At 35.5% G+C, this 19,479-nt stretch carries 15 protein-coding genes; 5 read left to right on the top strand and 10 right to left on the bottom strand.

From position 1 onward, the window contains the following. The first annotated feature begins 80 nt into the window (after positions 1 to 80). On the top strand, positions 81 to 413 hold the full coding sequence (locus CDOMC_RS01025) for a hypothetical protein (protein WP_172127172.1): 333 nt from the start codon (positions 81 to 83) through the stop codon (positions 411 to 413). Between the two features lie 53 nt (positions 414 to 466). Continuing rightward, positions 467 to 955: an AEC family transporter gene (locus CDOMC_RS01020; protein ID WP_218975680.1), complete on the top strand. Its 489-nt coding sequence runs from the start codon at positions 467 to 469 to the stop codon at positions 953 to 955. A 41-nt stretch (positions 956 to 996) separates the two neighbouring features. Here CDOMC_RS01020 and CDOMC_RS01015 read toward each other — a convergent pair whose 3' ends face one another. Then, the gene (locus CDOMC_RS01015; protein WP_172127168.1) at positions 997 to 3,966 is read right to left on the bottom strand and encodes an autotransporter outer membrane beta-barrel domain-containing protein; all 2,970 of its coding nucleotides are present in this window, start codon (positions 3,964 to 3,966) and stop codon (positions 997 to 999) included. Positions 3,967 to 4,128: 162 nt separating this feature from the next. Between CDOMC_RS01015 and CDOMC_RS01010 the strand changes: the two genes are divergently transcribed. Then, positions 4,129 to 5,352 carry a saccharopine dehydrogenase family protein gene (locus CDOMC_RS01010; protein WP_172127166.1) on the top strand — a complete coding sequence of 408 codons (1,224 nt, stop codon included), beginning with the start codon at positions 4,129 to 4,131 and terminating at the stop codon, positions 5,350 to 5,352. A gap of 61 nt (positions 5,353 to 5,413) precedes the next feature. On the opposite strand, the gene CDOMC_RS01005 is transcribed toward CDOMC_RS01010, so the two are convergent. From CDOMC_RS01005 to selA, 9 genes are all read right to left on the bottom strand, one after another. After that, the gene (locus CDOMC_RS01005) at positions 5,414 to 7,393 is read right to left on the bottom strand and encodes an autotransporter domain-containing protein (RefSeq protein WP_172127164.1); all 1,980 of its coding nucleotides are present in this window, start codon (positions 7,391 to 7,393) and stop codon (positions 5,414 to 5,416) included. A 202-nt stretch (positions 7,394 to 7,595) separates the two neighbouring features. Next, a complete protein-coding gene (locus tag CDOMC_RS01000) occupies positions 7,596 to 8,063 on the bottom strand; it encodes a molybdate transport repressor (RefSeq protein ID WP_172127162.1) in 468 nt (155 codons plus the stop codon). 148 nt (positions 8,064 to 8,211) lie between these two features. Next, a complete protein-coding gene (traT, locus tag CDOMC_RS00995; protein ID WP_172127160.1) occupies positions 8,212 to 8,790 on the bottom strand; it encodes a complement resistance protein TraT in 579 nt (192 codons plus the stop codon). A 117-nt stretch (positions 8,791 to 8,907) separates the two neighbouring features. Beyond that, a complete protein-coding gene (gene fdh3B, locus CDOMC_RS00990; RefSeq protein WP_172127158.1) occupies positions 8,908 to 9,468 on the bottom strand; it encodes a formate dehydrogenase FDH3 subunit beta in 561 nt (186 codons plus the stop codon). A 10-nt stretch (positions 9,469 to 9,478) separates the two neighbouring features. Next, positions 9,479 to 12,424: a formate dehydrogenase subunit alpha gene (locus CDOMC_RS00985; protein ID WP_236861323.1), complete on the bottom strand. Its 2,946-nt coding sequence runs from the start codon at positions 12,422 to 12,424 to the stop codon at positions 9,479 to 9,481. A gap of 11 nt (positions 12,425 to 12,435) precedes the next feature. Continuing rightward, on the bottom strand, positions 12,436 to 12,645 hold the full coding sequence (locus tag CDOMC_RS00975; protein ID WP_170019796.1) for a twin-arginine translocation signal domain-containing protein: 210 nt from the start codon (positions 12,643 to 12,645) through the stop codon (positions 12,436 to 12,438). 351 nt (positions 12,646 to 12,996) lie between these two features. Continuing rightward, positions 12,997 to 13,719: a thioredoxin fold domain-containing protein gene (locus CDOMC_RS00970; protein ID WP_172127152.1), complete on the bottom strand. Its 723-nt coding sequence runs from the start codon at positions 13,717 to 13,719 to the stop codon at positions 12,997 to 12,999. Positions 13,720 to 13,781: 62 nt separating this feature from the next. Then, complete coding sequence (gene selB, locus CDOMC_RS00965; RefSeq protein ID WP_172127150.1) at positions 13,782 to 15,605, bottom strand: selenocysteine-specific translation elongation factor; 1,824 nt, start codon at positions 15,603 to 15,605, stop codon at positions 13,782 to 13,784. Next, positions 15,598 to 16,935 carry an L-seryl-tRNA(Sec) selenium transferase gene (selA, locus tag CDOMC_RS00960; protein WP_172127148.1) on the bottom strand — a complete coding sequence of 446 codons (1,338 nt, stop codon included), beginning with the start codon at positions 16,933 to 16,935 and terminating at the stop codon, positions 15,598 to 15,600. Before selA ends, selB begins: the two co-directional genes overlap by 8 nt. A 156-nt stretch (positions 16,936 to 17,091) precedes the next feature. On the opposite strand from selA, the gene CDOMC_RS00955 reads away from it, so the two are divergent. Both CDOMC_RS00955 and CDOMC_RS00950 read left to right on the top strand, forming a co-directional pair. After that, complete coding sequence (locus CDOMC_RS00955) at positions 17,092 to 18,762, top strand: 4Fe-4S dicluster domain-containing protein (RefSeq protein WP_172127146.1); 1,671 nt, start codon at positions 17,092 to 17,094, stop codon at positions 18,760 to 18,762. Next, the gene (locus CDOMC_RS00950) at positions 18,755 to 19,468 is read left to right on the top strand and encodes a TorD/DmsD family molecular chaperone (protein ID WP_172127144.1); all 714 of its coding nucleotides are present in this window, start codon (positions 18,755 to 18,757) and stop codon (positions 19,466 to 19,468) included. The genes CDOMC_RS00955 and CDOMC_RS00950 overlap by 8 nt, the downstream gene beginning before the upstream one ends. Positions 19,469 to 19,479: the final 11 nt, after the last annotated feature.

Here is a 19,479-nt window from a genome sequence, read left to right as displayed (position 1 = left end):
AAAGTTTCAAGTGCTAGTATAATATCAAATGTAATGATTTGTTTTTTTTGCAAATTCAGATTTAAAATAAAAGGCTTTTTATGCAAGTTATTGTGAGTGCTATTTTATCGATATTTTGTATAATCTTGCTTGGCTTCGTTTTAAAAAGAAAGTTTTATAAAGTATCTAAATTTTGGGCTATTTTAGATAGTATGACCTACTATATTTTTATGCCATCCATGCTATTTTATAAAATCGCAACAGCCAAGATAAGCACATCAAATGACCTCTCAAACGCACTATTGCTTGTTTTAATTTGCTTTTTTATAGTTGTCTTACTAGCCATATTTATCAATTTTTTTACTAAATTTGAACCTGCCAAATTTACATCTTTCTTTCAAGGCTCAATAAGATATAACACCTATATTTTTTAGGTATAGTAAACGCAATGTACGGAGAAAATGGCATCTTAACCGCTGCCTTTTTAATGACTTTTATAATACCGCTTATAAACGGCAAATTTTCGCTACAAAATACATTTAAAAGCATAGTAAAAAATCCTCTGATTTTAGCCTGTGTTTTGGGTATTTTTGTAAACTTTTTAGGTGTTAGAAGTGAAATTTTTGAACCCTTCAAGCTCATAGGAACGGCTGCTATCACAACAGGTCTTTTATCAGTGGGAGCTGGATTAAAATTTGAACAAATTATACATTTAAGGCTTGATTTTTATTTATCTAGCTTCTTAAAACTTATTTTTTATCCAATGATAGTTTTTATAGGCTCTACAATGATAGATTTATCGCCACAAACTGTGATGGTTTGTATATTTTTTGCCTCTATGCCTACAGCAACGTCAAGCTATATATTAGCAAGTCAAATGGGAGGCGATAAAAATTTAATGTCGGTTATCATCACGCTTCAGACACTTATCTCGATGGTTACGATATGGCTAGTATATATTTTAACTAGTTTGTAAGAAGAATATCCCCTAAGCTACTTGGCTTAGGGGATATAGAATTAGAATTTGTATTTTAGACCTAAAGTTCCGTTGTAGTATTGCTCTTTAGATTTGTATTTTGCACCAAAGTTGATATTTGTACTTAGGTTCTCTGTTAGTTTCATCTCTGCACCAGTTTGTAGTGTAAAGTATGTTGATTTCTTATCATTAGCACCGAAGTTAATATCTGTTGTTGAGCCAACAAATCTTGCAATCATATCTCCTGATTTTTTGTAGATTTCAGATTCAAGACCTGGAGTAATATATAGGTAGTTTCCGTTCTCTACATATTTTCTAAATTCAGCAGCTGCTTTAAGAGCTAGTGTCTTTGATGTATTAGCATTGTATGCTAAAGGTAGTTTTCCACTTTCATCGAATGCTTTGTTTTTAGCATATGCATATTCAACACCTATGATAGGTTTAACAAATGCTGTATCTGATAGAGCTACTACATAACCATAGTCAAATGCTACACTTGCAAATATTGTTTTGTAGTCACCTTTTTGATCATAAGTTTTAAGACCGTCAACAACTTGTCTATCTAGTTTATTTTTAGATGTTCCTATAGATAGTTTAGTATCTATCTCGTGGTTGTCTACAAATGTTCTTGTATATAGACCGATTTGATAGTTGTTAGCTTTGTTCTCTATTAGGTCTCCATCTAGTTTAGATTTAGCATAGGTTAGGAATCCACCAACTATAGTGTTATCGAATGCTTTATCATAACCAAGTGTAAATCCATATAGTTCTGGATTTGCTCCATCTTTTATCTTACCTTTAGCTCCTATGATATTTCCCCATAGGTTGTTATCATAGTTATATCTATCTGTATAACCTTTAACTACTGAAGATAAAGAGTTGCCATTGTCTGCAAATTTCTCTCCTTCTAAATTTTTAACAGCATAAGCTAGAGCTAAGTCTTCATTGAATGGATTGCTTAGTTTAGCAAGACGAGTGTTTGTAGATAGGTTTGAGCTGAATTTTACTATGTCTATGTCTGCTGTTTGGGTCATAGAAGATATGGCTTGTTTGATGGAAACTTCGTTTGCGTTAGCGAAATTTACTACATCTGCTACGTCTTTTCCTGCTAAAGTATTGCCTGCTATTTCATTATCTACAACTATATCAGCTAGTCCTTTTAAAATTTGACCTGATTGTGTTGATGATAGTTTAGAATCAGGTTTTTTAGTAATCATGTTTGCTCTGATTTTAGCTAAATCAAGATAGTTAGCTTTAGCATCTATTAGAAATTTTTTTGTTGTAGATATGTTTTCTACGTAACCATTTAATGGTTGCAATTGTCCTTCTGCATCTTTTAGTGATTTTAGTACAGAATGCTCATCTGCGTCATTAGCTCCTATAATATTATCTAGTTTTACTTTTTTTGTAGCTTCATTATCACTTGAGGCAAGAATTGCATCTATAGCCTCTTTTGTTAATGGTTTATTTCCATCCTCTTTGTTTTTAACAATAGCTCCACTATCAATAGCCTGTTTTAGAAGGTCTGCTCTCTCTTTTAAATTTTCTGCGGTATCATCCTTGGCTTTTGCTGCAGTTAGTTTTTCAGATAAATTTTTAATATTTAAAACTTGTTTTTCTACGCCTTCTGGTGTTTTGTCAAGTAGTTTTACCGCTGGATTATTAAATGCTTTTACAGCATCTTCAAATGTTTTTTTTGCATTGTTAAAATCTTTTATAGCACCGCTATTTTCGTCTCCTAGAGCTTGTTGCCCTTTTTTTACATAGTTATCTGCAACACCATCCGCGACAAAACTAGCTAATATTTCGCTTTTTTTATCTTCAGCAGCTTTTGTATCATTAGCAGAATGACCAAGATTAACATTAGCTATAGCTGCATTTGCTGTTGCTATAACTTTTCTAGCACCATCTCCATTAGTTGCACCAACTATAGGAGCTAGTCTGTCGGCTATTTCGACTCTTTTATCTTCAGTAACTTTTATAGCTTCCAAATCTGCTTTAGTTAAGACTTTATCACCTTCTTTTATAACTACACCATTATCTATTGCTGTTTTAAGATTTGCGATAGCAGTTGTAACTTCGACAACCGACTTGGTTGATGTAAGTTTTGTATAATCATTTTCAAAACCTGTTGATTTTCCAAGATCGTTCAATTTTTCCACTTGAATTTGTACTTTAGTTGCTGAATTACTTTTTATAGATACTGCTGTGCCTTTATTTAATTCTGCTATTTTTGCATCTAATTCTTTTTGAGCATCTGTAATAGCTTTATCTTTTTCAGCCATTATTCTATCTTGATTTTTTACTAGGTAATCAGCATGTGAGTTTTTTACATTATTTGCATCCTGTACCAATGCAGTTTCATATTCATTCGTAGCTTGTTTTACATTCTCGCCTATTTCAAATATAAGACCTCCTGTAAGTTTTCCTTTGTCATCTCTAACTTCTATAATTTTTTTTATCTCTTTTTTTGCTTCCTCAATGTTACTTTCATCGGTTGCTTTTTGTTGTTTGACATTGTTTGCTATATCTTGCAATGCAGAATTTGCACCTTCTGAGTTTAAGGTAATATCCAGTTCGTCACTGTCTAATGCAATTTTAAAACTGTCTGTTTTTCCATTGGTTGTTATTGTTATTTCTGGCTCTGTTGAACTATCTACTTCTAAAACTTCTAATGTTACAGTTTGATTATTAATTGTCACAGTTCCGGTTGATTTAAAGCTGTTTCCTAAATCAATATCCAAGTCGTCAGAATTTGCAACTCTTGAAGCTTTTAAAATCTCCTTTATAGCCTCTTTAAAACTTTCTGGAACATCAGCTTTCTTATTTACTGTTTCAAATTTACTTATGTCATTAAAAAGATTTGGAAGTTTTTCTTTTATAATATTGGCTAAATTATATTTTGCCTCTGACTTTTTTATCTCAAGCCATTTATCATCAAGATTTGCATAAGCACCTGAACTAAGCGCGACACTCATAAGTGCGACGCAAGCAATTTTTGAAAATTTCATACGAACCCCTTTTTTAAAAGTTTAAAATAAGCTTTATTTTACATTCTATTAACTTAATTATAACTTATATAACAAAAGTTTAAGATTATTTTTATTTTCTTGATTTTCATCGTAGTTATAATATAATTGTCAAAAACATAAATTTAAAAGAAAGGGAAAAATATGAAACATATCTTAATTATCGGAGCCGGCGGAGTAAGCCAAGTGGCAACCGTAAAATGCGCGATGAATAGCGATGTATTTACCACTATCACGCTTGCAAGCCGTACAAAAAGCAAGTGTGATGCGATAGCCAAATTTATAAAAGAGCGCCTTGGAATAACGATAAACACGGTTCAGATCGACGCTGATGACACAGATGCGGTTGTAGAGCTCATCAAGCAAACGGGGGCTGATTTACTGCTAAACGTGGCGCTTCCGTATCAGGATTTGACACTTATGGACGCGTGCGTAAAAGCCGGAATTCCTTATATAGACACAGCAAACTACGAGCATCCTGACACTGCGAAATTTGAATACAAGCTTCAATGGGCAAAGGACGGCGACTTCAAAAACGCAGACACGATGGCTTTACTTGGAAGCGGCTTTGATCCAGGTGTAACAAACGTATTTTGCGCATATGCACAGCAAAATTTGTTCGATGAAATTCACGAGATCGATATCCTAGACTGCAACGCAGGCGATCATGGATATCCGTTTGCCACAAATTTTAACCCTGAGATAAACCTGCGCGAGGTTAGCTCAAAGGGTCGCTACTGGGAAAACGGCGAGTGGATAGAAACCAAGCCAATGGAGATCATGTTTCAGTGGGATTACCCAAAAATAGGTGTGAAAGATAGCTACCTGCTATATCACGAAGAGCTTGAGAGCTTGGTTAAAAATATCAAAGGAATTAAGAGAATTCGCTTCTTTATGACCTTTGGACAAAGCTACTTAACGCACATGAAATGCCTTGAAAACGTCGGCATGCTTCGCATAGACGAGGTCGAGCATAACGGCATGAAAATAGTGCCTATACAGTTTCTTAAAACCCTACTTCCGGACCCTGCGAGCCTTGGTCCAAGAACTAAAGGCAAGACAAATATAGGCTGCGTGATCCGCGGTATCAAAGACGGCAAAGAGCGCCAAGTATATATCTATAATGTCTGCGATCACGAGGCATGCTATGCTGAAACCGGTGCGCAAGCTGTTAGCTACACGACAGGCGTTCCTGCGATGATAGGCTCGATGATGGTAGCTAAGGGAATTTGGAATGGCAAAGGTGTCTTTAACATGGAAGAATTTGACGCTAAGCCTTTCATGGACGAGCTTATGAAGCAAGGCTTGCCGTGGGAGATCATCGAGATGAAACCAGGCGAGAGATACGAGGTAGTAAGAAAGATCTAAATTTCAATTCGTCGATAATTCTTTGCTAGAAATTATCGACGAATTTCCTACATAAATTTAATTAGAATTTATACTTCAATCCTATGCTTCCGTTATAAAATTGCTCTTTTGATTTAGCTTTTACGCCAAAATTTAGATTTGTACTTAAACTTTCAGTTATTTTAAAATCTGCACCTGTTTGAAGTGTGAAATATGTTGATTTTTTATCGTTATTTTTAAAGATAATATCTTTATTTGATCCTACAAATCTTACTATATTATCATCAACACTCTTATAAAGTTCTCTTTCCACTCCAGGCGCTACATACAAGTAACTTCCGTCATTAACATACTTTCTAAATTCGCCCGATGCTCTTAAATTTAAGACTTTAGATCTATTTGCATTGTATGACAAAGGCAAATCTCCGCTTTCGTTAAACGCTTTATTTTTTACAAAAGAGTATCCAAAACCTATCGTAGGCTTGATAAACATAGTATCGCTAAGCTTTGTCACATATCCGTAGTCCAAAGAGAAAGACGCTAAGTATGAGTTGTATCTGCCAGTTTGATCAAGAGTGTCTAGGCCTACTTTAACGCTTCTATCTAGCTTATTTTTAGCTATTCCCATAGAAATTTTGACGTCTATCTCGTGGTTATCTATATAGGCTCTTGAGTAAACGCCTATTTGATAGTTGTCCGCCTTGTTTTCAACCATGCTAAAATCAACTTTTGACTTAGCATAAGTAATAAAACCACCAAATATAACATTATCAAAGGCTTTATCATATCCTAAAGTAAATCCGTAAAGCTCAGGATTGCCGCCGTCTTTTACTTTGCCTTTTGCTCCTATGATGTTGCCCCACAAGTTATTGTCATAATTAAATCTATCTGTATAATATTTAACCACAGAAGCCATAGAGTCGCCGTTATCTGCAAACATCTCTCCGCTTAAATTTTTAACGGCATATGCAAGAGCAAGATCACCCTTAAAAGGATTGCTTAGCTTAGCAAGACGAGTATTTGTCGATAAGTCTGAGCTAAAATTTATAATATCCGTTTGTAATCCTTTATTTAACGACTCTAAAGTTTGGTTGATAGATGTAGCATTTGATCTTACAAATTCTGAAATTTCCTCAGCTGTTCCTTGTGATATGATAGCATTTACTACATCATTTCCTTTAAACTCAAGCAATGCTCTTAAAACATCCTTTTGTTCAGCGCTAAGTTCATTTCCTGAAAACAACTTTTGTTTTTTTGCATCCCTAAGTTCTTTTTCTATCTTATCTATCTTCTCTTGTTGCTTTTTAATCTTTTCATTTAAAGTATCTATCTCACCATCTAATCTCTGTATCTCTTGTTCGGCCTTTTGTATTATTTGTTGTTTTTCTGGTTCTAATTGGTTTAGCTCTTGCTGCGCTTGAGTAAGTTGAGTCTCAAATTGGCTTTTCTCTTTTTTAGTTTCTTCTAGGGCTTCTTGCTTCTTCTGTAATTGATTTGAAAGGTTTCCAGCAATATCATTTTCGGTTGCTTTTTTACCCTCCTCTATACCTTTTTTTTTACTCTTTTCTGCCTCTATTTTTTTTTCAAACTCTTTTTTTGAAGATTCGTCAATAGCAGATTGCTTTTCTTGCTCTAGCCTTTCAATCTCTGTATTTATTTCTTCAATTTTTTTATTTGCACGTTCAATTTCCTCTTGAGCTGATGTAATTGCATTTTGAAGTCCAGCTTCTTCCCTAGTAAGTTTATCTACTTCTTGTTCTTTATTTTTAATATTTCTATCTAAAACCTCAACTTTATCCCTTTTATCTTTAAGTTCTTTCTCGGCGTTTGCCTTTTCTTGTTCTTTTTGATTTTTTTGGTTTTTCAAACCCTCAAGAAGCTTATTATTTTCACCTTGCTCTTTTTTGGCTTCATTTTTTTCTTTTTCTGATTTTGCTATATCATCGTCTAAATTTACAGCCTGTATCTGCGGTATATCTTTTAAATCATAATCCGCAGCAAAAGAGGTTGAGCTTAAAGCCACCCCCGCCAATACCCCACAAACAACTTTTGAAATTTCCATATAAATATCCTTGTTATTTAAAAATAATTTAAAATTATATATTAAAAAAATTAAATTTTACTTATATAGAATCACGTATATATCGTATAAATTCGAGTTTCTAGCAGAAAAAATTATTTTAATATTTATAAACAAATACTTATTTTAACATTTATAAAATATAAACAATAACAAGAAAAAAAATCAAATTTCAAAACAAAAATTATTTATTAGTATTAAGTTTTTGCAGCTTCTCTCTTAAAAGATTAAAAATTTCATATTTTGATTTTTCGTATTTATCTAAGATTATTGCGTCGTTTTCGCCGATTGGTTGAATAAGTCCATCGGCAGCATCTCTATCAAGCTTGCCTCTTTTAAATTTCACATTTAAAACCTGTATATCTCGCTTCTTGTCTATTACACGAGTGCTGATCTCATCAATATCTTTAAAATAAAATTTATGCTGTTTAGAACCCTTTTTCACGCCAAATCCGTCATCAAAAATTTCTATAAAGCTCTCTTGAACTATCTTTTTCACGCAAAAAACCGCACATATAAAGCTTATAACCATCGTAAAAATTCCAGATCCACTAAGCTCATAATAAAGATAGCCTACTAAACCTGCCAAAAATAGCAAAATAGACATCACAAGCGAGCCTATAGCACCCTTTTTATTCTCCTTTATCTGCATAATCTTCCTTTTTGTTTCACAAATTTTGCGCTCAAAAGCCAAAATTTAAAAATGATTATATCAAAATGGCTTTACGAATTGAAAATTTACAAAAACGCTCTAGATTTAAAAGTAAAAATACAATTTAGCCCATTTGCAAGAATTTAAATTAATAAAAGAAATTGATTATCTGCGTGGCTATCTTTTCTTCTATAAACGGCATAATATAGCTTGGCGAATATACGTTTTTGTCGCTTTGTACATCAAGTATAGTGCGCTGTTCACGCTCTTTTGTAGTGATTGAGACACTAACAGTGGCTTTATATATGTAGTGGCGAGTGTCGTAATAATCATCATAAAAAGGATCGCCAAAAACAACACCAATGCCTGCTGAAGTCCTGCGCCCAAACGAGCCAAATCCGTAGCCTAAATTTATAAAGACATTCGGATCTTTGCGCTCAATTCGCTCAAGCATCATAAAATCCCCAAGTATAACTATATCAGCAAGCTTTTTATCAGCTACTGGCACGAAGCCTTTGTTCATAAATTTCTTTTTAACCGTCTCTTCAAGAGTGTTTTGATGACCCGATGAGTTTTTAAAATTTATAAAAACTGTTCTATTTGCGTCTAAATTTGTGATAAATACTGGCGCACTAGAGTTTAAGTATAATTTTGGCGTGCTACTTGTACTGCAAGCTACAAAGAAAAAAGCTATAAATAAAAGGAGTAAAATTTGAAAATACCTCATCGCAAATCCTTTTTACTTAATCATTTTAAGCAAATTATAGCTCGCTGCGATTAATCAAAGATAAAATATTTTAAAAGATAAAAGAGAGGGAAAGGGGGCAAATTTGCCCCCTTAAATTTAGATAGAAAAGCCTGTATTGCGAAGTGTGACACGTTTGCGATACACGTTTGCAACTTCGGTTGCATCTCCAACCAAAAGAGCATTTGTCGCACAAACAGCCGCACACATAGGCACTTTACCCTCTGCGATACGGTTTTGTCCGTATAGTTCGCGCTCATCATGTGAATTTGTAGGAGCCGGTCCGCCTGCACACATAGTACATTTATCCATAGCGCCCTTGATACCAAAAGCCCCGTCTCTTGGGAACTGTGGTGCGCCAAAAGGACAAGCGTATAAGCAGTATCCGCATCCGATACATTTGTTTTTATCGTGAAGAACGATACCGTCCTCACGGATATAAAAGCAATCCACAGGACAAACCTGCTCGCAAGGTGCGTCCGTGCAGTGTTGGCATGCGATGGTTGTTGAAACCTCTTTGCCTTCAACGCCGTCGTATAGCGTGATAACCTTACGGCGATATACACCTACAGGAACCTCGTGAGCAGAAGAGCAAGCAACTTGACATCCAAAGCAACTAATACATCTATCGTTATCAACGAAAAATTTCATTCTTGCCATTACCTACTCCTTACTTCGCTATTTCATCTAAGAAATTGGTTTTAAAGCCCATATCATCAGCTTTTTCCAGTCTACATAAGCCTGCGTTATACTCTGAAATTTGAGTTACCGGGTCAAATCCGTAGTTTGTTATGATATTTGAAGGCTCACCAGTAGTATAAGGCTTAGTTCCCTCAGGATAGCGGTGACTTAAATCCACACCTTGCATAACTCCTGCGAAGTTATAAGGCAAACAAATTCTATCAGGCGTAACGCTATGATTGTGATAGCATCTTACTTTAATCTTTGTGCCTTGAGGCGAATGAATCCACATCATATCCTTATCTTGGATACCATATTTAAGAGCTAGCTCCGGATTAACATAGGCAAACATCTCAGGCGTAATAGCCGCTAGATATTTACTTGTTCTCTCTAGCATTCCGGCACCGCTCAAGTTTACTAGGCGCATTGAGCTGATAATAGTTGGGAAGTTCTTGCTCCAATCTTGCTCTTGTTGTTCTGATTTAAATTTAACCGCAACACGGAAATTCTTCTTTTGATCATCAATAGCAGGATATTTTTGAACCAAATCCCATCTTGGCGAGTGTAGAGGCTCGCGATGTTTTGGAATTTTATCGATAAATTCCCATACAAATGCACGCGCTCTTGCATTACCAAATGGAGCAACGCCTGCCTCACGGCATTTTTGATTAATAATACCGCTATAATCCATCATCCAGTTGGCACCCATCTTAGATTTTTCTTCCTCTGTTAGAGTGATGCCAAGAACTGTTTCGATATTCTCTTTTGTAATTTGAGGATATCCGCCTTTTACCTTAGAACCCTTTAACTGAACAGCTTCAGAAGCTATTTGACTAACCCCATTATGCTCTAAACCAAAGCGATTTCTAAATCCGCATCCGCCCTCTACATAAGGCTTACTTAGGTCGTAAAGTATTGGTGTTCCAGGATGTTGCTTATCCCAACATGGCCACGGCAAGCTGTAATACTCGCCCTTAACTTCTCCGCCTATACCTATCAAGGTATCAGGGTCGAAATTCTCCCAGTTTTGTTGATGTTTTCTTAAGCGCTCAGGTTGCCATCCTTGAAGGCCGATAGATTGCCCCATTCTAGCAAGCTCTTTTGTAGCATCGTCAGGCCATATAAAGCTATCTTTTACCACCTCAAGATTATCATTCATTCTAAGAGATTTTGTATACTCATCATAAAATCCCCATTTTTTTGCAAATTCAAACATAACCTCTTGGTCTGGCTTACTCTCGTATAGCGGATCTACGACCTTTGTTCTCCATTGCGCAGCACGGTTAGTCGCAACAACTATACCTTCGTTTTCAAACTGAGTCGCAACAGGAAGGATGTAAATTCCATCTTTTCTATCACTAAGAATAGCAACTTCGTTTACAAAAGGCTCTGCTATAACAAGCATATCTAGTTTATCGATAGCCTCTTGAATTTTAGATAGGTGAGCCATAGAGGTAATTCCCGTTCCTTGAACCCAAAGAACTTTTAGCTCGCCGCTTGTAAAGGTATCTTCCTCTTTTAAAACACCTTGCCACCATTTAGATAGCGACCAACCTTTTTCATTTCTCCAGTTTCTATCTTCAGGGTTTTTAGGATCGTGATAGAAGTACTCCTCAAATTTCGTTCCTTTAACAGGAGCGCCGCCTTGTTTAGGCTCTTTAGTTGAAACAGCAAAGCGTTTTACGAAATCATCAAATTCTACGCCCCAGCCTTTACAGAAGTGCTTCCAAGCCGCATCTCCAAGACCATAATATGTAGGAAGAGAATCCGCCAAATTACCCATATCTGTAGCACCTTGAACGTTGTCATGTCCACGAATGATTTGACATCCGCCGCCAGATTTTCCTGCGTTACCAAGCACTAATTGAAGAATAGGGAAAATTCTCGTATTAGAACTACCTATTGAGTGCTGAGTAAGTCCCAATGACCAAGCAACAGCGGCAGGTTTTGTAGTAGCAAAGATTCTAGTTACTTGAATTAATTGTTCAGCAGGTACTCCAGTAACATCTTCAACAACCTCAGGTGTCCAGTGCTCTGCCTCTTTACGGATTTCATCCATTCCGTAAGTTCTATCGCCTATATACTCTTTATCTTCCCATCCGTTTTTAAATATAAGATGTAGCATACCGTAAGCAAACGCTATATCGGTTCCCGGTCTTACTCTCACATAGTGATCGGCTTTGGCAGCTGTTTTAGTAAAGATCGGATCAACAACTATTAATTTTGCATTATTTCTATCTTTAGCTTGAAGGAAGTGCTTCATACCTCCAACAGGGTTTGCAACAGCAGAGTTTGCTCCCACAACCATAATAGCTTTAGAATTCGATGCAATATCTCCAAAGTGGTTTGTCATAGCGCCATAACCCCAAGTATTCGCCGCTCCGGCGACTGATGCGCTGTGTCAAATACGTGCAACGTGATCTATATTGTTTGTGCCCCAAAATGCCGCAAATTTTCTAAAATAGAAAGATTGCTCGTTGCTAAATTTTGCCGAACCTAAAAACTCAACACAGTCAGGTCCATGTTTTTTACGAATTTCAAGCATCTTATCGCCGATTTCGTTAACAGCTGTCTCCCAGCTAATGCGCTCCCATTTGCCGTTAACTTTCTTCATCGGATATTTGATGCGTTGTTTACTCTTTGTAAGATCGATCTGATCGATTCCTTTGCAGCAGTGGCTACCTTGTGATATCGGGTGATACATAGCCATATCTTGGCGTATCCAAACCCCATCTTTAACCTCTGCTTCTATACCACAGCCGGCCGAGCAGATCGAACAAATTGTTCTAACCCTCTTTGAGCCCTCAAAAGGATTTTTAATCTCCTCATTGGTGACCCCTCTTATTGTTTCGTTCTTTCCGAAAGCTACAGTGCTACCCGCTCCAAGGGCTGCAAGCTTAAGGAAAGAGCGTCTTCCTATACGTGCATCACTCATAGTTTTCTCCCTTAATAAGCGATCTTATAGTAATATTCCCATTCTTTGCTCGTTTTATAGAGCACCTCTTTTTTATTTGATTTTCCTACAACTACACCATTGGAGTCTGATTTTAGACTACCACCGGTACTAGCGGTAGCAACTGAAGTAGCAACTACACCTGCTCCAACAGCCCCCATCTTTAGGGATTTTTTAAGAAATTCTCGTCTTGATCCCTCCATTTCCCTCTCCTTTCATTAAAGAATTTAAAAGCAAAATATAACATTCAAATTTGGCATATTTCTATATAAAAATATCTCCAAATAAAAAGCTTTTCGTAGCAAAAGCCCTAAAAAACTTTTTATGCAAATTTAGCATATCTTATAATTATAAATCGTAAAGAAGTTGTATTAAGTATTATTCTTAAAATATATTTAAAAATATAAAAAAATAATTACACTTATAAATACAAAATTACTTGTATAAAATTTTAAAAATCTATTTGATAATTTTAAATTTATTTGTAGTTTTAGTTATTTTATAGAAGATGTATAAAAAGGCTTTGAAAAATCAAAGCCTTTAAAATTGAGATTTTACTTTTTTAGTTCTTCCAAATTAATTATAAAAGGCACGCTTCTAACGCCTGCGGCAAGATACTTAGTGCGAAGCTCATCCATCTTTTTTACCTCATCTTCGCTTACAGCTTTTTGATCTACAGTATAATCAGGTGCGAAATATTTTCTTAGAGCCTTGATCTTTTCGCTATCGCTTTTTGCAGCTGCTACGTCTTTATATACTAAGAAGCTTTTTTGAAGGGCTGTTGTGTCATGCACCGGAGTTAATATAATTTGCACATTAGACTCTTTTAAAGTGCTCTCTATCTTATCAAGTTCAGCTCTACAGTATGGACACTCAGGGTCAGAAAAAACTACTATAGTAGGTTTTTTGCTGTCATTTCCTAAGGAGATGATATTTTTCTTATCCTCTTTATTATAAACTGCGGCTAAATTTTTAACAGTTATCTTTTGTTGGAAATCTCTAGAGTATGATTTGTGCTCTTTTAGATCGAAAATTTCAGGAAATAAAAAATCACCTTTTGTAAATACTACATCATGCTGAGAGTTTTTGCCATCACTTATAGTTACGGTAACTACCTCTATATCTGATTTATCAGATACTTTTTGGCGATCGCTTACTGTAATACTTACGCCTTGTTTTCCGCCTATCATAGCGTTATAAAATTCCATTATCTGAGCATCGCTCGCACCAAAAGCCGCACTAGCAGCAACCAAAGAGACTACAACAATTTTTTTCATTTTTTTACCTTTTTTTTAAAAATTTCGAGGATTATAATAATTTTTTTTAAACGGATATGAAATCACCCTTTGATGACCCTATCATTGCCATTTTTAATGATATCAGGCATTGTGTCCAGGTATTCAAGATAGGCTATTACGTACTTTCTGCTCAAATTTAGACGCTCTTTTGCATTTACTACATTTACAAAACCTTCTGTTTTAATGATCTCTCTTAATTTTTCACAAGCCTCGTTTAAAGCCTTTGTGGTTACAAAAAGATTATGCACCAGCCTTACAACCCGCCTTATTCCGGTTAATTTTTTAAGCGCATTATCGCCCGTTACCCTATCTATTTCAAGCTCATCGTATATATTATAAGGTGCATCTGGAGCCAAATTTGCACTCTCTAAAATTTTATAAATTCTCTCCTCTATCTTTACCTTTAGTTCCGTTATATCAATGCCTATCTTTGTATATACGCCATCATTTTGAGCTATCAGATTCGCACTTTTTAGCTCATCTATAGCCCTTTGGCACAGCTCCTCGCTTGCCCAATTTAGCTTTAAAGCTACGGATGCGGCTGAAAATATCGCATATTGATTTTTTTCTATCATAAATTTTATTACGGCTTTTACTCTATCTATAGCGCTTAAATCATAAATATTTAGAGCGTTTTCATCTACGTATGAATTTGGAATTTGCCTTGCTGCTTTTAAAGCCTCTTCATGATTAAGACCGAATCTTTGATACGAAGATATGATACCAAAGCCGTTTTTATGCGAATTTTTAAGTATATTAAATGCGTTTACAAAGTCCTTTTTGAACAAGAAATTTAAAAACTCGATTTTCAATTGTTTTTTAAGCGGTTCATTTATAGGATTTAAAACCCTTCCACCGCCTATCACACGAGAATTGGCTATCAAAACAAAAGGTTCATCAAATTTTAAAAACATATCTTTATCAAATTTAAATGTCACGAAATAGCTATCGTTTTTCTGAGTTAAAATCAGCACTTTAGCGCTAATTGATCTAGCTCCAACACAAAAAGTAACGCTTTCATTATGTATTAAATTTTTTGCAGTTACAATACAATCAGCCTCTTTAAAACCTCTAAAAAATCCTTTTTTACTTAGTAACTGACCCTTTTTAAGCTCGCTTAGCTCAATTCCGGTTAAATTTAATGCCACACGGTTACTTTGATGGGCTACATCTACGAATTGATCATGGATCTGAACGCTTCTAACCTGCACCTCTTTGTTTGCACCGTAGTTAAATAACCTCTCGTTTTTTCTAACACTTCCTTCTATCACGGTTCCGGTTACGACATTTCCGATACCCTTTACACTAAATACCCTATCTATGTAGTAGCGAAAAACACCATCTTCGCTAAGTTTTTTGGCTTGTAAAGTAAAAAGATAGTTTCTAAGCTCGTCAATACTGGATTTATCTTTTATACTGACTCTAAAAATTTCTAAAATTTCAAGATTTTGATAGCTTTTTATAGCCTCTCTTATCTCATTCTCTCTTTGGTCTAAAAGCTCTTTAGAAACCAAATCACTCTTTGTTATCGCGACTATCAAAGACTTTACGCTAAGTAAATTTAAAATTTGTAAATGCTCTAAGCTTTGAGGCATAAGCCCATCATCTGCCGCCACGACAAACAAGCAAGCGTCAAATCCATATGCGCCACTTATCATAGTTTTAACCAGGCTTTCATGACCGGGCACATCAATAAAAGCGATATTTGAATCGCCTCTGCTTAAATTTGAGAAGCTAAGATCTATCGTGATGCCACGCTTCTTCTCCTCTTCAAGTCTATCTCCTTCAAAGCCGTTTAGCTCCTTTATAAGGGCTGTCTTACCATGATCTATATGCCCGGCTGTTCCTATTATCAAGCTATTCATTCGCTTCTCCTATCTCGTTTATTACTTCTATGAGCTCCTTTAAATCGCTATCCAAAACACTTCTTAAATCAAGTAAAAATTCTCCATTTTCGATGCGACCGATCACATTTTTCTCTCTAAATTTCAATTCATTTAAATTTGCATCACCTCTTAAAGCTAAGGCCACACTAGGAATAGCCTTATTTGGCATAGTTCCTCCGCCTACAAAAGTCTTAGTATCTACTACTTTTAGTGGGGATTTTAAATTTTCATTGATTTTATTCGCCAACTCTTTAAGCTCGTCAATGCTTTTATAAAGATGTTTTAAAGTGGTTATAAGCTCAAATTCACGGTTTATATACGCCTTTACACTCTCGCTTAAAATTGAAATTATCACCTTATCTACGCGAAGCATTCGTAAAAGTTGGTTTTTCTTAAGCTTTTCTATCAGATCTTTTTTACCTAAAATTATTCCGCACTGTACAGAGCCAAATAGCTTATCTCCACTAAAGCTAACAAGCGAGACGCCATTTTTAGCCAGGCTTGCCAAACTAATCTCTCCATGTTCAAGTCCATAAGGCAAAGCCCCTATATATCCGCTTCCAAGATCGTAATAATCTAATATCTCATGTTTTCTAGCTAAATTTGAAAGCTCGCTCATATCCACTTCTTCGCTAAAGCCTACAATATCAAAATTTGAGCGATGCACTTTTAAAATCATTTTGGAGTTTTCGCCAATAGCACCTTCATAGTCATCTATATTTGTCTTATTTGTAGTGCCGATCTCTTTTAAAATTGCTCCCGAATTTAGCATCACTTCAGGCACTCTAAAACCGCCTCCGATTTCGACCAGTTCGCCCCTACTGATAATGGCTTCGCCGTTTTTTGCAAAGGTATTTAGCACCAAAAATACCGCACTTGCATTGTTGTTTACTACAATAGCATCTTCAAAACCAAATAAATTCGCCAAAAGTGATCCGACATAGTCATAACGATTAGATCTAGCACCTTTATCAAGGCTATATTCTAAATTTGAATATGAGCATATAATATCTTTGGCTCTATTTAAAATTTCTTGATCTATAACGCTTCTTCCAAGGTTTGTATGCACTATGACACCGGTTGCATTTATCACTTTTTGAAGTGATGATCTTTGAAATTTTTCATATCTTTTTAGGATATTTTTTATAATTTTTTTAAATTCGGCGCATGGTTTGCCAAGTGAAATTTGAGCTCTTTGAAACTCTATCTCATCTCTTGCAAACTCAGTTACAAAAGACGAAATTTTATCTTTAAACTCTGGACATTTTAATATCTTATCAATCTGCGGAAGCTTCTTAAATTCGCTCATAAAGCACTCTCCAAGCAATTTTGTTTTACTGCACAAATTGTATCATAAACTAAAACAATCTTTAGCTTTAATATAAAAAATAGATTAAAAAATTCAGTACCTATTAATGGCATAAATAATAAAATGCAGTAGTTTTTGATAATGGGAGAACAAAAAATGAAAGAATTTGGCTTTTATAACGATTTTGACGATACCATTATGCTAAATGAGCAGATTGATATATCAAAAGAGGGCGAATACCTTGTATCAAATTCGCCAAAACTAAAGGCAAATATAGTAGCTAACGAAATAAATTTTTACTTAAAAAATAGCGAAGATAGCGTGCTTGATAAGGCTAAAAATACGCTTTTACTATATGAAGCCAGAGCCAATGCATTTGATCTAGCCAGAGATGTGGACCATGAAAAAACCGTCGGTAAAAACGTAGTATTAGTAAGCAACATAGGACGTGAAAATTTAGCTAATCTACTTAGAGAAAACGGATTTAAGGTTATTGAACTTACACACTTTGAAGTAAAATTTTTATATGGTGCGGCTGGCGAACTAAGCGTCATAGTACTTCGTGCAAACGATGAATTTGAGATAGATTGCGACTTTTTGCTCGTTGAAAACGCAAGAGATTATATGCTAAAACAGAGTGGCTGTTATGAAATCGCTAATATGAGCGATGAAGATGCTTTAAATTTACTAAACGAAAAAAGTCCAAGATTTCAATACAAAACCCATATAAGCTACGACTCGACAATCTGTCAATACCATGAAAGAAGGCAAGAAATTTGCGGTAGGTGTGCTGAAATATGCCCTACAGTTGCAATACTAAAAGAAGATGAGACAAAACACCTTGTATTCTCTCATATAGACTGTTTGGGCTGTGGAGGATGTATTAGTGTATGCCCTAGTGGAGCGCTTGATTATTCGCATATGCCTAGAAATTCGTTTGTCAATACTGCAAAGATGTACAAAGGTAAAATTCCGCTTATAATTCCAAAGAAAATGGATTTAGAAAAATTAAGTCTAAAACTACCTCAAAACGTACTTCCATTTGCAATAGAGGGAGAGAAATGGCTTCATGAATCTCACTTTATGACTCTTTTGCAAGAGAGCGGTTCTAGTGTGATCTTTTATACGGACTTTGTAAGCAAAGGCACAAAGGATGCGATCTTAATCGTCAATCAAATTTATAACATCAAATTTAACCGCCAAGCAATTGAAGTAGCGATGAATGAAAGCGAACTAAAAGATGCCCTACAAAGAGCCTCTTTAATAGATGGTTCGCAACATTCAATGAGCGAATACGCTATGCCTAAACGCGAAATTTTTGCAAAACGCTTAGAGTGGTTTGTCGGAGGCGAAAATTTAGGAGTGGTAAAAACCGGAGAAAATATCAGCTACGGAACAGTAGAGATAAACCGCGATAGCTGTACTTTATGTCTAAGCTGTGTCGGAGCGTGTAACGTAAGCGCGTTAGTAGCAGATAGTAAAACAAACTCGATAATGTTTAACCCAAGCATTTGCACCAACTGCGGATATTGCGAGTTAAGCTGCGCAGAGAAAGATACGATAGTATTAAAACGAGGTCAAATAGAACTTACGCCCGAATACTTCGTATACAACGAACTTGCTAAAGATGAATTGTTCGCATGTATAGAGTGTGGCAAAGAGTTTGCAACCAAAAAAGCTGTCGAAAAAATCGCTGCGATTATGTCGCCTAAATTTGCAAACGATCCGGTTAAGCTAAAAACTCTATATTGCTGCTCTGATTGCAAGGCAAAAGTAATGGTAAAAGCACAAATCGAAGCTATGCACAAGGATATATTAAATGGATAAAAATATAACAAAAGCGCGCGCATACCTTTATGAATTTTTATCGTTTCCTCTATTTTTCCATGAAAATGATGAGAAATTTAAAATATGGAAAAGTCAACTTGAGTATTTAGCGCAAAATCCATTAACAGAAGAGATGAATCAGGCGTTTAAAAATTTACAAGCATTTGATTTTGATGCTTTTTTAAAAGAACAAAACGAGGTTTTATTTGATCTCGCCTACTCAAACATACCTCTTAACGCCTCATTTTACGAGGACGGAAGAGATGATGGAGCGGCCAGGCTTAGAACTATAGAGTGCCTGAAACTCAGTCCTTATCGCCGCAATAGTGAGATTTGCAAAGATAGTGAAGATTTTATCGGATTTGTATTTCTCATTATGGCTACATTTTTAAACGACGAGATTAATGGTGCGAAAAACATTAGCAAAAAACTATTTAAAGAGGTTGTAAATAACTTTGCAGATGAGTTTGCTTCACTTTTGCAAAAGCATAAAAGTGCAAATTTTTTCAACTCTTACGCTAAGCTAGTGGAGATTTTAATACAAATCGATAGAGTTTTATTGGCAGTTGAAGCGCCTATTAAACCCGAAGGCGATAGTGTTGCCGTAGCATCTATGAAAAAAGAGCCGTTCCAAAGCAAGATGCCAACAGCAAAAACAAAGCTTAGATGGGAAGAGTTTACTCCTGTTATTCAAGATGAGCTCTAAGCAATTTATCT

The organism is Campylobacter sp. RM16192, assembly GCF_004803855.2.
Lineage (GTDB): Bacteria > Campylobacterota > Campylobacteria > Campylobacterales > Campylobacteraceae > Campylobacter_A.
This window is presented reverse-complemented; position numbering and strand designations above follow the sequence as displayed.

Bases quoted from the DNA above. Each gene is read 5' to 3' on its own strand.
- CDOMC_RS01025 (WP_172127172.1), top strand. From the start codon at position 81: ATGCAAGTTATTGTGAGTGCTATTTTATCGATATTTTGTATAATCTTG.
- CDOMC_RS01020 (WP_218975680.1), top strand. From the start codon at position 467: ATGACTTTTATAATACCGCTTATAAACGGCAAATTTTCGCTACAAAAT.
- CDOMC_RS01015 (WP_172127168.1), bottom strand. From the start codon at position 3,966: ATGAAATTTTCAAAAATTGCTTGCGTCGCACTTATGAGTGTCGCGCTT.
- CDOMC_RS01010 (WP_172127166.1), top strand. From the start codon at position 4,129: ATGAAACATATCTTAATTATCGGAGCCGGCGGAGTAAGCCAAGTGGCA.
- CDOMC_RS01005 (WP_172127164.1), bottom strand. From the start codon at position 7,393: ATGGAAATTTCAAAAGTTGTTTGTGGGGTATTGGCGGGGGTGGCTTTA.
- CDOMC_RS01000 (WP_172127162.1), bottom strand. From the start codon at position 8,063: ATGCAGATAAAGGAGAATAAAAAGGGTGCTATAGGCTCGCTTGTGATG.
- traT (WP_172127160.1), bottom strand. From the start codon at position 8,790: ATGAGGTATTTTCAAATTTTACTCCTTTTATTTATAGCTTTTTTCTTT.
- fdh3B (WP_172127158.1), bottom strand. From the start codon at position 9,468: ATGGCAAGAATGAAATTTTTCGTTGATAACGATAGATGTATTAGTTGC.
- CDOMC_RS00975 (WP_170019796.1), bottom strand. From the start codon at position 12,645: ATGGAGGGATCAAGACGAGAATTTCTTAAAAAATCCCTAAAGATGGGG.
- CDOMC_RS00970 (WP_172127152.1), bottom strand. From the start codon at position 13,719: ATGAAAAAAATTGTTGTAGTCTCTTTGGTTGCTGCTAGTGCGGCTTTT.
- selB (WP_172127150.1), bottom strand. From the start codon at position 15,605: ATGAATAGCTTGATAATAGGAACAGCCGGGCATATAGATCATGGTAAG.
- selA (WP_172127148.1), bottom strand. From the start codon at position 16,935: ATGAGCGAATTTAAGAAGCTTCCGCAGATTGATAAGATATTAAAATGT.
- CDOMC_RS00955 (WP_172127146.1), top strand. From the start codon at position 17,092: ATGAAAGAATTTGGCTTTTATAACGATTTTGACGATACCATTATGCTA.
- CDOMC_RS00950 (WP_172127144.1), top strand. From the start codon at position 18,755: ATGGATAAAAATATAACAAAAGCGCGCGCATACCTTTATGAATTTTTA.